The 13,903-nt window shown below is 35.9% G+C and carries 13 protein-coding genes; 11 read left to right on the top strand and 2 right to left on the bottom strand.

What is annotated here, in order from left to right:
• The first annotated feature begins 2 nt into the window (after positions 1 to 2).
• The 9 genes from pdxY (at position 3) to adk (ending at position 8,302) form a co-directional block, all read left to right on the top strand.
• Positions 3 to 869, top strand: coding sequence for a pyridoxal kinase PdxY (gene pdxY, locus A9G08_RS06455; protein ID WP_065562910.1), 867 nt, complete (start codon positions 3 to 5; stop codon positions 867 to 869).
• Positions 870 to 952: 83 nt separating this feature from the next.
• Entirely contained in the window at positions 953 to 1,396 is a 444-nt protein-coding gene (locus A9G08_RS06450; RefSeq protein WP_081299520.1) for a helix-turn-helix domain-containing protein, read from the top strand.
• Between the two features lie 86 nt (positions 1,397 to 1,482).
• The gene (gene ispG / locus A9G08_RS06445) at positions 1,483 to 2,592 is read left to right on the top strand and encodes a flavodoxin-dependent (E)-4-hydroxy-3-methylbut-2-enyl-diphosphate synthase (protein ID WP_065562908.1); all 1,110 of its coding nucleotides are present in this window, start codon (positions 1,483 to 1,485) and stop codon (positions 2,590 to 2,592) included.
• Between the two features lie 24 nt (positions 2,593 to 2,616).
• Complete coding sequence (gene hisS / locus A9G08_RS06440; RefSeq protein WP_065562907.1) at positions 2,617 to 3,894, top strand: histidine--tRNA ligase; 1,278 nt, start codon at positions 2,617 to 2,619, stop codon at positions 3,892 to 3,894.
• Positions 3,895 to 3,917: 23 nt separating this feature from the next.
• Positions 3,918 to 4,685 carry a YfgM family protein gene (locus A9G08_RS06435; protein ID WP_065562906.1) on the top strand — a complete coding sequence of 256 codons (768 nt, stop codon included), beginning with the start codon at positions 3,918 to 3,920 and terminating at the stop codon, positions 4,683 to 4,685.
• A 26-nt stretch (positions 4,686 to 4,711) separates the two neighbouring features.
• Complete coding sequence (gene bamB, locus A9G08_RS06430) at positions 4,712 to 5,884, top strand: outer membrane protein assembly factor BamB (RefSeq protein ID WP_065562905.1); 1,173 nt, start codon at positions 4,712 to 4,714, stop codon at positions 5,882 to 5,884.
• 18 nt (positions 5,885 to 5,902) lie between these two features.
• A complete protein-coding gene (gene der / locus A9G08_RS06425; RefSeq protein ID WP_065562904.1) occupies positions 5,903 to 7,369 on the top strand; it encodes a ribosome biogenesis GTPase Der in 1,467 nt (488 codons plus the stop codon).
• A gap of 3 nt (positions 7,370 to 7,372) precedes the next feature.
• Positions 7,373 to 7,624 (top strand): YfgJ family double zinc ribbon protein, encoded by a 252-nt coding sequence (locus tag A9G08_RS11510; RefSeq protein WP_065734947.1) that lies wholly within the window; start codon positions 7,373 to 7,375, stop codon positions 7,622 to 7,624.
• A gap of 33 nt (positions 7,625 to 7,657) precedes the next feature.
• Positions 7,658 to 8,302 carry an adenylate kinase gene (gene adk, locus A9G08_RS06420; RefSeq protein ID WP_065562903.1) on the top strand — a complete coding sequence of 215 codons (645 nt, stop codon included), beginning with the start codon at positions 7,658 to 7,660 and terminating at the stop codon, positions 8,300 to 8,302.
• A 46-nt stretch (positions 8,303 to 8,348) separates the two neighbouring features.
• On the opposite strand, the gene A9G08_RS06415 is transcribed toward adk, so the two are convergent.
• Both A9G08_RS06415 and ybeD read right to left on the bottom strand, forming a co-directional pair.
• The gene (locus A9G08_RS06415) at positions 8,349 to 9,626 is read right to left on the bottom strand and encodes a bifunctional O-acetylhomoserine aminocarboxypropyltransferase/cysteine synthase (protein ID WP_065562902.1); all 1,278 of its coding nucleotides are present in this window, start codon (positions 9,624 to 9,626) and stop codon (positions 8,349 to 8,351) included.
• Positions 9,627 to 9,693: 67 nt separating this feature from the next.
• On the bottom strand, positions 9,694 to 9,960 hold the full coding sequence (ybeD, locus tag A9G08_RS06410) for a DUF493 family protein YbeD (protein ID WP_034883735.1): 267 nt from the start codon (positions 9,958 to 9,960) through the stop codon (positions 9,694 to 9,696).
• Between the two features lie 181 nt (positions 9,961 to 10,141).
• Here ybeD and gss point away from each other — a divergent pair, with 181 nt between their 5' ends.
• A complete protein-coding gene (gss, locus tag A9G08_RS06405; protein WP_065562901.1) occupies positions 10,142 to 12,034 on the top strand; it encodes a bifunctional glutathionylspermidine amidase/synthase in 1,893 nt (630 codons plus the stop codon).
• A 211-nt stretch (positions 12,035 to 12,245) separates the two neighbouring features.
• A complete protein-coding gene (locus tag A9G08_RS06400; protein WP_065562900.1) occupies positions 12,246 to 13,895 on the top strand; it encodes an SrfA family protein in 1,650 nt (549 codons plus the stop codon).
• Positions 13,896 to 13,903 lie beyond the last annotated feature (8 nt).

Here is a 13,903-nt window from a genome sequence, read left to right as displayed (position 1 = left end):
TCATGAAAAATATTTTATCGATTCAGTCTCATGTTGTATTTGGTCATGCAGGTAATAGTGCAGCTGTATTTCCAATGCGTCGTTTGGGTGTGAATGTTTGGCCTCTAAATACGGTTCAATTTTCAAATCATACCCAGTATCGTCAATGGACTGGATCGGTAATGTCAGCATCTCATTTGGTAGATATTGCTGAAGGAATTAATGCTATTGGGGAATTAGAACGATGTAATGCTGTATTAAGTGGGTATATGGGATCTCCAGAGCAAGGTAATGCAATCATCGACATAGTTAAGAAAGTAAAGGCAGTAAATCCTGAAGCAATTTATCTTTGTGATCCGGTAATGGGACATCCTGAAAAAGGTTGTTTTGTTGCGCCAGGTGTATCCGAATTTTTATGTAATACCGCTTTGCCTATTGCAGATATGATGGCTCCAAATATCTTAGAGCTAGAGGAACTTAATGGTAAACAACCAATCAGTAATGTTAATGAAGCAATTTTAGCCTGTCGTTCAATTTGTCAAAAAGGGCCTAAAGTGGTGTTAGTTAAACATTTAAGTCGCGCTGGTTATCAAAAAGATCGTTTTGAAATGTTGCTTGTAACTATGGATGAAGCTTGGCATATTGAGCGCCCGTTAGTCGATTTTGGTGTTAAGCAACCAGTAGGTGTTGGCGATGTGACTAGCGGGCTATTTTTAGCAAATATAATGCTTGGTAAATCAATGGTTGAAGCTTTCGAACATACTACCTCTGCAGTTTATGCTGTTATGCTTGAAACATTAAAACAAAATGAATATGAATTGCAATTAGTCGCTGCACAAAATGAAATTGAAACACCGAAACAATGGTTTAATGCAAAAAAAATTGATTAATTTTTAAAGTATGTAAAAATATATAAAATTATGCAAAAATAAGTTAAAAATACGTTAATTGATGGAAGGCGAAATAAGAGAGAATGATGGAAAACAATATTACTTTGGGTAAGATTCTTTCCGATTTAAGGGATAACATGGGCTTAACCCAAAAAGATATCTCTGCTCAACTTCATGTTAGAACTCAAGTTATTTCAGAAATAGAAAATAATCAGTTAGTTCATGCCCCTTATGTTCTTGTTAAAAGCTATATTCAAAACTATGCAAAAATTGTTGGTTTACCTAGTGAAGAATATCAACCTTATCTTGAGGCATTAGCAAAGCAATATTCAGTAAAAAAACCTTTCAAACTTGAATCAATAGATAATAAAAAAAATCATAGTAAAAAGATTATCTTCATTGTTTTATCCATTTTTATTTTGTTATTAGGTGTTGGATTATATTACGCTACCTGTCAAAACAAAAATAATTATGTTGAAGTTAGCCATTATATTTCTCCTGGCGCCTCTGATCGCGTTAACAGTTAGCAAATTTTCGAATTCACATACAGACATTTGCCCCAAATCTTGTTAAGATCGCGACCTAGTTATTTTGTAATGTGATTAGGCATCTTATGAGTCATCAAGAATCACCAATTGTTAGGAGAGAATCTACCCGAATTTATGTCGGTGATGTGCCAATTGGAGGCGGAGCTCCGATTGCTGTCCAATCCATGACCAATACACGAACAACAGATGTAGAGAAAACAGTAGCTCAAATCCAAACGCTTGAGCGTGTTGGTGTTGATATTGTGCGCGTTTCTATTCCAACGATGGAAGCTGCTGAAGCATTTAAATTTATTAAGCAACAAGTAAGAGTTCCCTTGATTGCCGATATTCACTTTGATTATCGAATAGCTTTAAAAGTTGCTGAATATGGTGTTAATTGTTTAAGGATTAATCCTGGTAATATTGGTAATGAATCGAGAATTCGTTCAGTAGTTGATTGTGCTAAAGATAAAAATATTCCAATACGTATTGGTGTTAATTCAGGTTCGCTAGAAAAAGATATCCAAGAAAAGTATGGTGAACCAACACCAGAAGCGATAGTTGAGTCTGCGATGCGCCATGTAGATATTCTTGATAGGCTTGATTTTGAGCAATTTAAGGTAAGTGTTAAGGCGTCAGATGTTTTTACCGCAGTTGATTCGTATCGATTATTAGCAAAACAAATTAAGCAGCCTTTACATCTAGGTATAACTGAAGCCGGAGGTATTCGTACGGGTGCTGTAAAATCAGCAATTGGGCTCGGTTTATTGCTATCTGAAGGTATAGGCGATACATTAAGAGTTTCACTAGCTGCCGATCCGACGGAAGAAGTCAAAGTTGGATTTGATATTTTGAAATCTTTACGTATCCGATCTAGAGGGATTAATTTCATTGCTTGTCCAACTTGTTCAAGACAAGAATTTGACGTAATTAGTACCGTTAATACGCTAGAGCAACGACTTGAAGATATTATAACACCGATGGATGTCTCTATTATTGGCTGTGTTGTTAATGGTCCAGGTGAAGCATTAGCTTCCACAATGGGTGTTGCTGGTGGGCACAATAAAAGCGGTTTTTATGAAGATGGTGTGCGCATAGGGCGTATAGATAATGAAAAAATGATAGATGAGTTGGAAGCTAAAATACGGGCTAAAGCCTTAATTTTGAAAAATAGAATAGCAACCACTGAACTATAATCTTATTAGATAGCGAATAAAAATATGACAGAAAAAAAAATCCAATCAATACGGGGAATGAATGATTTACTCCCAAGTGATAGTGCAACATGGCAACAAATTGAAAAAATTGTCAAAGGTGTGCTAAACAGTTACGGTTATAATGAAATTAGAACCCCAATTGTTGAAGATACTGGATTATTTAAACGAGCAGTTGGTGAAGTGACAGATATCGTTGAAAAAGAGATGTATACTTTCAACGATCGTAATGATGAAAGTCTTACTCTTCGCCCAGAAATTACAGCAGGTTGTGTTCGTGCAGGAATTGAACATGGTCTGTTTTATAATCAAGAGCAGCGCTTATGGTATTTAGGACCTGCATTTCGTTATGAAAAACCTCAAAAAGGGCGTTATCGCCAATTCCACCAATTTGGTGTTGAAGTATTTGGCCTTGAAGGACCGAATATTGATGCAGAGCTTATATTATTAACCGCTCGTTTTTGGAAAGCTCTTGGTATTGAAAAGCACACTACACTTGAACTCAATTCAATTGGCTCAGTTGAAGCTAGATCCAATTACCGTAACGCTTTAGTTATTTTCTTAGAACAACATAAAGATAAATTAGATGAAGACTGCTTACGTAGAATGTATACTAATCCATTACGTGTGTTAGATTCAAAAAATCCTGTTGTACAAGAATTGCTTAATCAGGCACCAAAATTATTTGATTATTTAGATGAAGAATCTAAAAATCATTTTGATGGGTTATGTCATTTATTGGACAACGCAGGAATAAAATATAATATTAATCAAAGATTAGTTCGTGGCTTAGATTATTATAATCGTACTGTTTTTGAATGGGTTACTACCAGTTTAGGTGCTCAAGGTACTGTGTGTGGTGGAGGACGCTATGATGGGCTTGTTAGTCAGCTTGGTGGACAACCAACCCCAGCTGTAGGTTTTGCCATGGGCGTTGAGCGTTTAGTATTGCTTGTACAAGCGGTTAACCCTTCTTTAAATCGTGACAACTCGATTGATATTTATATGATATCTTCTGGTGATGAGCAAACAATATCTGCTGCACAAAGAACGGCGGAAACATTACGTGATGGTTTACCTGATAGAAGAATTGTTACAAATTATGGTAGCAGTAATTTTAAGAAACAATTTGCCAAAGCTGACAAATTAGGTGCTAAAATAGCTGTAATCATTGGTGAGAATGAAATAGCCAATCAAACAGTAACAATTAAAAATTTACAAACAGGTGAACAAGTTGAAGTTGCACAAAAAGATATTGTTCAAACGTGTTTGGCAATATTGTAAGTTAAGGAAAATAGGAGAAGAACGTGAGTTATCAATTATCTGGCGAAGAACAAGTTTCAGAGATAAAAGAATTTCTTGCTAAAACGTGGAAAATCATTGTTGCAGTTATAGTAATTGGATTACTAGCTTTTTATGGCTGGCGTTACTGGCAATCTTACAAATTAGAAAAAACGATTGAATCTTCCGAACGGTATGAACAATTAATAGCTAATTTAGACAAAAATAAACCAGATTCAGTAAATGAATTAGTCTCTTTCGCAGAGAGTGATAATACTATTTATAGTGTTTTTGCTAATTTAAAAGCAGCTAAATTTTATGTTGAAGAATTGAAAGATTATCCAAAAGCTGAAAAGTTACTCACTGATTCATTAAGTAAGACTGATTCAGAAGTTATTAAATCAATCAGTTATATTCGTATTGCAAGAATACAATATCAACTTGAACGTTATCAAGATGTTTTAGCGACCTTAAATAAGGTAACTGAAAAAAGTTGGGTACCTGTAGTTAATGATATTCGTGGTGATGCCTATATGAAATTGAATAATTACGCTGAAGCTGTTGCAGCTTATAATGTTGCATTAGCTCCTGCTCCAGCTGATCAATCTGGGGAAAATAATTCCAAAGCTTCATTGCCTACAGAACAGTTAGATAAAAATATCAAAATGAAGTTAAATCAGGCTCAATATCTTAAAGATAAGCAACAAGCTGAACAAGAAGCTCAAGACGCCAAAGATAAAGCAAAGCAAGAAGCAGAAGCTAACGTAAATGCAGCGCAAGAAAATAAAAATTAATTTATCCTGATATAAGGGTTTATACAATGAAGTTAACAAAATGTCTTTCTATTAGTGTTTTTATGTTTTCACTTGCTGGATGTTCATTGTTTGGTGGAGAAGAAGAGATAGTACAAGTATCACCTTCACCGAAAGTAAGTAACCAATTTTCAATAAAAGAAGTATGGCGAAATAGTACATCAGGCAATACACATATTTATTCATTATTAGGTCCTATTAATTATGATAATGCTATTTATGCTGCTAGCCGAAGCGGACAAGTTAAAGCTATTGATCTATTAAATGGTCATACAATATGGGATAAAAATTTGTCAAAAAGTACATTATTTAGCAGCAAAACAGCGCTATTTTCTGGCGGTGTAAGTGCAGATGATAAATATGTATATGTTGGAAGTGAACGTGCTGTTGTATATGCTTTAGATCGTAATGATGGTAATGTTATTTGGGAAAAACCGGTAAAAGGCGAAGTACTTGCTCGTCCTATTTCTTCTGAAGACAAACTCATTGTTTATACCGCAAGTGGTAATTTACAAGCTTTGAATCGTAATACCGGTGAGGATGTATGGGATGTAATGCTTGAAGTTCCACCTCTTTCATTAAGAGGTAATTCAACCCCAACAATTGCACATGGCGCAGCAATACTTGGTGATGACACTGGCCATGTAAATGCTTACTACTTAAACGATGGACAACTGATTTGGCAACAACGTATTTCACACCCAAGTGGATCAACTGAAATTGCAAAATTGAATGATGTTGATTCAACCCCTGTCATCGAAGGTAATTTAGCTTATGCAATTGGGTATAATGGAAATGTTGTAGCACTTGACTTAAGTAATGGTCAGATTGTATGGCGTAAAGAGATGGGGTCAACGCATAGTTTTGCAGTTGATAGTCAACATTTATTTGTTGTAGATCAAGATGATAATGTACAAGCCGTCAGCAAAAATGGTGGTACAGTACTATGGACTCAAGCTGATTTGTTACATCGTCAATTAACCGATCCTGTTTTATATGAAAACTATATTGTTCTTGGTGATTTTGAAGGTTATCTATATTGGTTAAATAAAGATAACGGTGAAGTCGTTGCTAAAACACAAGTTAGTAGTAGTGGATTGATTTCGAAACCATTAGTTGTCGACAATAAAGTTATTGTCCAAGCTAAAAATGGTGATATTTACGCATTCACAAAAAATTAAGGTAATTAGAGAAAAAATATGGTACCTGTTGTCGCACTAGTTGGTCGTCCGAATGTAGGAAAGTCGACTTTATTCAATCGATTAACTCGAACTCGAGACGCCTTAGTAGCTGATTTTCCGGGATTAACTCGTGACCGTAAATACGGACGAGCAGAAATCAAAGGGCATGAATATATAGTCATTGATACTGGTGGTATTGATGGCACCGAAGATGGGGTTGAAAGCTTTATGGCGGAACAATCCCTACAAGCAATTGAAGAAGCAGATATTGTCCTTTTTTTAGTTGATGCAAGAGCTGGTGCTATGCCTGCTGATCATGCAATTGCTAAGCATCTTCGTGCTCGTGAAAAAGCAACATTTTTAGTTGCTAATAAAATTGATGGTATTGATGCAGATAGCGCAATATCTGATTTTTATAGTTTAGGATTAGGGGACATTCATCCGATTGCAGCAAGTCATGGTCGTGGTGTAAATGTTTTAATTGAAACTGTACTCGATCCTATTTTCCATTTTGAAGATGATCAGCATGAAATCTTATCAAATGATTCAGAAGATGAAGAGCTTCCTGAATCTTATGATGACATTGAAGATGAAGCTGACTCACTCATCAACCAGCCAATCAAAGTTGCTATTGTTGGAAGACCAAATGTAGGTAAGTCAACACTAACTAATCGAATTTTAGGTGAGGAGAGAGTTGTCGTTTATGATATGCCCGGCACAACACGCGATAGTATTTATATCCCCATGACGCGTGATGATCGTGAATATATCTTGATAGATACAGCGGGAGTTCGTAAACGAGGTAAAGTAACAGAAACCGTCGAAAAATTCTCTGTTATTAAAACTCTGCAAGCGATAGAAGATGCTAATGTTGTTATTTTAGTAATAGATGCCCGAGAAGGCATATCTGATCAAGATTTGTCCTTGCTTGGTTTCATTATTAATAGTGGGCGCTCACTTGTTATTGCAGTCAATAAGTGGGATGGTTTATCACAAGATATCAAAGAGCAAGTAAAAACGACGTTAGATGATCGGCTTGATTTTATCGATTTTGCTCGTTTACATTTTATATCTGCACTTCATGGCAGTGGTGTAGGAAACTTATTTGACTCGATCCAAGAAGCATATGATTGTGCGACACGTCGTGTTAATACTGCATTATTAACCAAAATCATGCAAATGGCGCAAGATGACCATCAGCCACCATTAGTGAGAGGGCGTCGAGTAAAATTAAAATATGCTCATGCAGGTGGATACAACCCACCAATTGTTGTTATTCATGGTAATCAGGTTGAAGATTTACCTGATTCTTATAAACGCTATTTGATGAATTATTTTAGACGCTCATTAAAAATTATGGGATCACCAATACGAATTCAATTTAAAGAAGGCGCAAATCCATTTGAAGGCCGAAAAAATAGTTTGACGGCTTCCCAACAACGTAAACGTCGTCGTTTAATGAAACATGTACGGGGGCGTAAATAACTTATGACAACAAAAAAGAGTATTGATGAGGGGCAAGAAGGTATTTGTCCGAAATGCCATAATAAAATGGACATTGTGTCCCCACAACATTATGACTGTCCTCATTGCAAGCAACATTATCTAGAACAGTATATCTGTCCAATTTGTCAGCAAAGTGCTCAAATAGTTAAAGGTTGTGGTGCTATAAACTACATTTGTCACACTGATGGCTTAATCTCCAGCAGTAAAGTGATATTTCATTATTTACCAGAATAGAAATTTATATTTAAAGCCATAAGAGGTTATTTTATGCGAATTATTTTGTTAGGCGCACCAGGGGCAGGAAAAGGAACTCAAGCTCAATTTATTATGCAAAAATATGGCATTCCCCAAATTTCAACGGGTGATATGTTGCGTGCTGCGGTAAAAGCAGGTAGCCCACTAGGTCTACAAGCAAAAGAGCTTATGGATAATGGTAAGCTTGTTACTGATGAGTTAGTTATTGCTTTAGTTAAAGAGCGTATTGCACAAAGCGACTGTGAAAAAGGCTTTTTATTAGATGGTTTTCCTCGCACAGTTCCACAAGCGGATGCAATGAAAGAAGCCGGAATTAATGTAGATTATGTGCTTGAATTTGATGTACCTGATGAAGTTATTATTGATCGTATGAGTGGTCGCCGTATTCATGCTGGTTCAGGACGTGTATATCATATTCGTCATAATCCGCCGAAAGTGGAAAATATTGATGACGTAACTGGTGAACCATTGACTATCCGTAAAGATGATAATGAAGAGATTGTTCGTAAACGTCTTGTTGAATATCATGATTTAACTAAACCTTTAGTTAACTATTATCAACATGAAGCGAAAGAAGGGCGAACTAAATATTACCGCATTGATGGAACACAAGCTGTTTCAGATGTGACTAATGAATTAACTAAAATTTTAGGTTAATTTTTAAAAAGAGGGATGATACTCATCCCTCTTATTATCAAATTTACTATTTAGCTGAGTTAAGTGCTTGCTCTAAATCTTCAATAATATCATCGATATGTTCAATACCAATTGATAAACGTATCATTTCTTGGCTTACACCAGCTTTTTGCAATTCTTCATCATTGAGTTGCCTATGCGTAGTTGATGCTGGGTGACAAGCTAATGAACGCGTATCGCCAATATTGACTAAACGAATAATCAATTTTAAGGCATCAATAAATTTTGCACCAGCTTGTTTTCCCCCCTTAATACCAAAAGACAAAATCCCGGCAGGTAATCCATTATCCATTTGTTTTACGGCTAGATGATGTTCTGGATGATCAATAAGCCCTGCATAATTGACCCACTCAACTTGAGGGTGTGAAGCCAAATACTTGGCAACTTTAAGTGTATTTTGGCAGTGACGTTCAATACGTAAAGAGAGTGTTTCAAGGCCTTGCAATAATAAGAACGTATTAAATGGCGATAAAGCTGCTCCCATATTTCTAAGAGGTATTACTCGACAACGTGCAATATAAGCTGCATCACCAAAGCTTTCAGTATAAGAAACGCCATGATAAGAAGGGTCTGGTTGGTTTAACATAGGATACTTATCGGCATGATCTTTCCAACGAAATTTACCAGAATCAACTATCATTCCACCTAAACTATTGCCATGCCCACCGATATATTTAGTTAATGAATGTACAACTATATCAGCGCCAAATTCAAATGGTCGGCAAAGGGCAGGGCTGGCAACTGTATTATCAACAATTAATGGTATACCATGCCGATGGGCAATATCAGCAAGTGCAGTCAAATCAACAAGGTTACCAGCCGGATTACCTATACTTTCACAGTATATGGCTTTAGTTTTGTCATCAATTTGGTTTTCGATAGCGTTTAGGTCATTGTGTGGTGCAAATTTAGTTGTAATACCAAAATTAGGCAATGTATGAGCAAGTAAATTATATGTGCCACCATAAAGTTTAGACACTGAAACAATATTTTCTCCAGCAAATGTGATGGCTTGTATTGCGTAAGTAATCGCCGCCATACCAGATGCTACCGCAAGAGCGCCTATACCACCTTCAAGAGCAGCAACACGTGCTTCAAGTACTGCATTTGTTGGATTTGTTATTCGAGTATAAATATTCCCCGTGACTTTTAAATCGAATAAATCGGCACCATGTTGTGTGTCATCAAAAGCATAAGATGTCGTTTGATATATGGGAACAGCGACGGAGTGAGTGGTTGGTTCAGGAGTATAGCCTGCGTGCAAAACAATTGTTTCTGGTTTCATATAAGAGCCTCATATTTACAACTATAAGACTCTTATTTTGTGCAAAAAATTACCAAAAAGTAAAGAATTATAAAACCATTCTCACTATATCTATTTCACCTAATTCTTTGTATAAACTTTCCACCTGATCAATATGTGTTGCATTAATCGTAATTGAAACAGAATGATAATTACCTTTACTACTTGGTTTAATCGACGGTGTATAATCTCCAGGCGCATGGCGCTGAATAACTGACACCACTTTATCAACTAATTCAGGTTTTGCTTCACCCATTACTTTATAAGTGAAAGAACAAGGGAAATCTAATAATTCATTTAATTTTGTTTGTTGCATAATAGTCTTTTTCTCGTTTTATCAATATAACTACTAACTTTTGCTAATATATATAGTCAATTTATTATTCTTCAAGCCATAAACATCACTTTTTAAAGCTTATAATTTGATCTATGATAAGCAAATTCTAACATAGCTTAGTAAAACCTACCTTACTATTATTCTAAAAGGCTAAAATAACATGTCATCCCAATCCGCTAATAAAGAACCTTTTGGTACATTACTTGGTTATGCACCAGGTGGTGTCGCAATTTATTCATCTGATTATGAAACATTAGATCCTGAACAATTTCCTAATGATGCTTCATTTCGAAGCTATTCTGGTCATGAGTATATGGGGTACAAGTGGCAATGTGTTGAATTTGCCAGAAGATTTTTATTTTTAAATTATGGTATTGTTTTTACTGATGTTGGCATGGCACATGAAATTTTCTCATTAAGGTTTCTTCGCCAGGTTATCAATGAAGCTATTTTACCATTACAAGCATTTGCTAACGGCAGTAAAAAAATGCCAGAAGCAGGAGCATTATTAATATGGGATGATGGCGGTATATTTGATAGAACAGGCCATGTTGCTATTGTTACTGAAGTTTTTGATAATAAAATTCGAATTGCGGAACAAAATGTTATCCATACCCGACTTCCTATTGGTCAGCAATGGACGCGTGAGTTGGAGATGACCGTATCTGATGATGGCTTTTATTTACATGATACTTTTGATGATACTAAAATTTTAGGTTGGATGATTCAAACTGATAATACACTTCACAGCCTACCACAACCTGAAGTTAATAAGCGCTTACTCGAAATCCACAGCGTACACATTGAAAATCATGGTCAATTTGATGGCAAATGGCTAAACGAAAACGATCCGTTAGAAAGCGCTTATGTATCAGCAACTGGTCATGCTATCAGTCATGATGATCAATATCGTTATTTCACTATTTCTGAGAGTGCAGAACAGGAACTTATTCGTGCCACAAATGAGCTTCATTTAATGTATTTACATGCGACAGATAAAGTATTAAAAGATGATAATTTATTATGCAATTTCAATATTCCTGAAATTCTTTGGCCTAGACTTCGGTTATCTTGGCAGCAACGGCGTTATCAAATGATCACTGGCCGATTAGATTTTTGTATGGATGAGCGAGGCTTTAAAGTTTATGAATACAATGCTGATTCTGCATCATGTCATACCGAAGCTGGAAAAATATTGGAAAATTGGGCAATCCAAGCCGAATTAAATGTTGGGGTAAACCCGAGTGCAGGATTACTCAATGCTTTAGCGAGTTGTTGGAAGCATAGCGACGCAAAAGCATTTGTACACATTATGCAAGATAATGACAATGAGGAAAATTATCATGCGCTATTTATGCAAAAGGCCCTGACCCAAGCTGGATTTAAAAGTAAAATTTTACGAGGACTAACCGGGCTAAGATGGGATAAACGCGGACGTTTAGTTGATGATGAAGATCGTCAAGTTACCTGTGTCTGGAAAACGTGGGCATGGGAAACCGTACTTGAACAACTACGCCAAGAAAGTGAGGCACAAGTAGCAGGATTACCGATTCGAACATGGCATCCTGAAAATGCGGTAAGACTAATTGATGTATTGCTGCGGCCTGAGGTATCTGTTTTTGAGCCTTTATGGACTGTAATTCCAAGTAATAAAGCTATTTTACCTGTATTATGGTCTTTATTTCCGAATCATCGTTATTTGCTTGAATCTACATTTGAACTTAATGACAACTTAATCAAAAAAGGCTATGCAATAAAGCCTATTGCTGGGCGCAGAGGTAGTGATATTGAGTTAGTTGGTAGTCATGAACAAGTGTTGGATAAAACTGTTGGACGATTTGCAAAACAGGAAAATATTTATCAAGAATTATGGTGTTTGCCAAAAGTTGATGATCGTTATTTGCAAGTTTGTACTTTCACCGTTGGTGGCCATTATGGTGGTGCGTGTTTACGTTCTGATCCTTCTTTGGTTATAAGAGGAGAAAGTGATATGCAACCACTACGAGTGTTAACGGATGAAGAATTTTTAAAACAAAAATCAAAAAAAAGTTGAGGAACGGGTTTTTGAGGTCTAATTTAACAATTTAGTCATTAATTAATTGAATATTTATAGCTTAAATCATTATAAAGAATTAAATATGACAAAAAAATCATATTATCTTTTGGGTTAACAATGACAACAACTTGCTATTTCTGATAGAATTGATTTAATTAAATAATAATTACAAAAAATATAAGTAATTTAAAGGAATATCAGGAAATATATGGCAAACACATTACTCCGAAGTGGTGATATAAAAGATTTTAAAATGCTCGGGCATGATGGTAAAGCAGCTTATCTTGTTGCTTCTCAAATTCGAGAAATGTTTCGAGTCAAATTAGGGCGTCAATACTCAGATTGTTTAGCTATCCCACAACGTAATGATCAGGGTAATATTGTTGATTGGTATATCCCTTTCGATTCAGACTCACCTGATGGGGAATATGATATTGTTCCTTGGACATCAGCTAGTGAATCAGAAAAAGAATCTGCCCTAGTTTTGCTTAAAGATTTTGAAAACAAAGTTATCGAATTAGGTCAAAAATTATCTAGAAACCCCAATTTAGAAGGTGACCAACTACTTTTTAGTCGGCTTATCTATGATCCTAAACAAAGCGCAGATAGCCTTGAACCTAATTTGATGGCGATACGCTTTCCTAGCAATCAGTTTGTTTATATTGTTAATGGCAAACCCGTTATTACTTTTTGGGGCTTTGTTAATCCGCAAACACCACAAGCGACTTCGCCATTTTATTGTTTAGAGGCCTTTAGAAGTACAGCACCCGCACCTTCTCAAAAAATACCTGTTGTTGTTAAAAAGCCTTGGTGGAAGCGTTGGTGGGTTTGGTTATTGGGATTATTACTCCTTTTATTACTATTGTTAGCGTTGCTGTGGTTAAAAGGTTATTGGTTAAAACCAAGTATAACTTTAGATCCAAATATCTCAATAGATAATAAAGTTAATCCTTCTGTTGTTAACAATGAAAAGAAAGAAGAAAAACCAGAAGAACTCAAAAAACCAGAGGATAATAAACTGGATCCTGAGCAAAAACCTAAAGAAGTTATCATAGATAACAGACCTGTTGGTGTGGTTAATGGTGTCGTATCAAATCGGACTGTTGCTGTAGATCCTAATGCAGTGAATGCAGTTCCTACCGATTCTGCTGCTGTTGATAATTCAGCTGTACCACCTGCTGCTCCAAATGAAACAGTAGAAAATACTGCAAATGGTGTTACAGATCCACTTCAACCTACGCCTCCTGATGCAAATAATCCTGATGATAAAGGAAATAACGGTGATCAAGGTGATCAAGGAAATAAAGGGGGTGAAGATAATAATACCCCGAATAATCCTAATTCGCCTGATGATAAAAACGTGGATCAAAATGGTCAGAATAATGACGATAAAAATGCTCAAACGACACCACCAGATGTCGTTAATAATTCTGAAGCTAACACTTCTAATCAAGGTAATTCACCTGATACCAATGCTAATCAATCCCAAAATTTAGCTTTACCTACTGATGCATTAAAGCAAGGGTCAACGAACTTTTTAAATGGCCAATGGTCAGTTGGAGCCGGTATTCAAGATAAAGCAACCGGTAAACCATTACAATTAAGTTATAATTTTAATCAAGGCAATGGTGAAGTGACGCTTACTCGTAGTGATGGCGTCAAATGTGTTGGTAAGGTCGGTAGTGGGATTCAAAACGCGAATTTAAATATTGTGGGTAATACCGAAGCTACTTGTAGTGATAATACTAAATATAAATTACCAAATATTCAGTGTAAACCTGGCAAAAATAATCAAGCTGATTGTCAGGGAGTTTATGATAACGGGACTTCATTCCCAATTACGATGAAAAAACAATAGGTTTGTAT

Source organism: Gilliamella sp. wkB195 (assembly GCF_001690445.1).
GTDB lineage: Bacteria > Pseudomonadota > Gammaproteobacteria > Enterobacterales > Orbaceae > Gilliamella > Gilliamella apicola_E.
This window is presented reverse-complemented; position numbering and strand designations above follow the sequence as displayed.